The organism is Tamlana crocina (genome assembly GCF_012037625.1).
Window position 1 is genome coordinate 1 of the sequence record NZ_JAAVJS010000684.1, and the last position, 321, is coordinate 321.

Below are 321 nucleotides of genomic sequence, written 5' to 3' on the forward strand. Positions count from 1 at the left end.
TGAAGTTCTGCCCTTATCATCTCTTTTCTGCGGCCTTTCATGCCCCCGGTTTCCATGACAATAGTGTGCTGCAGGTTGAGGGAATGCTTTTCTGCGAGGTCCAGCAAAGCGAAAGAAACCCCTATGAGCAAAACTTTTTGTTTCTTCTTCTCCAGATCATAAAGTTTTTGGGTCATGGCCTCCAGGTCGTGAAGATAGAATCCGCTGTCAGGATTTTTGCTCTTTTTGATGAGGTCGTCAACCATGTAAATCAGAGAAGAACCCTGTCTCTCCAAATAAGAGGGGAGTAATGCAAGAACCGCATAGTTTTCCACACTTCCG

Annotated in this window: 1 pseudogene; it reads right to left on the reverse strand. The window is 45.5% G+C overall.

The annotated features are described in order from the left end of the window. Window positions 1-321 (reverse strand): annotated as a pseudogene (locus tag HC176_RS18560) (acyl transferase); the annotation flags it as partial.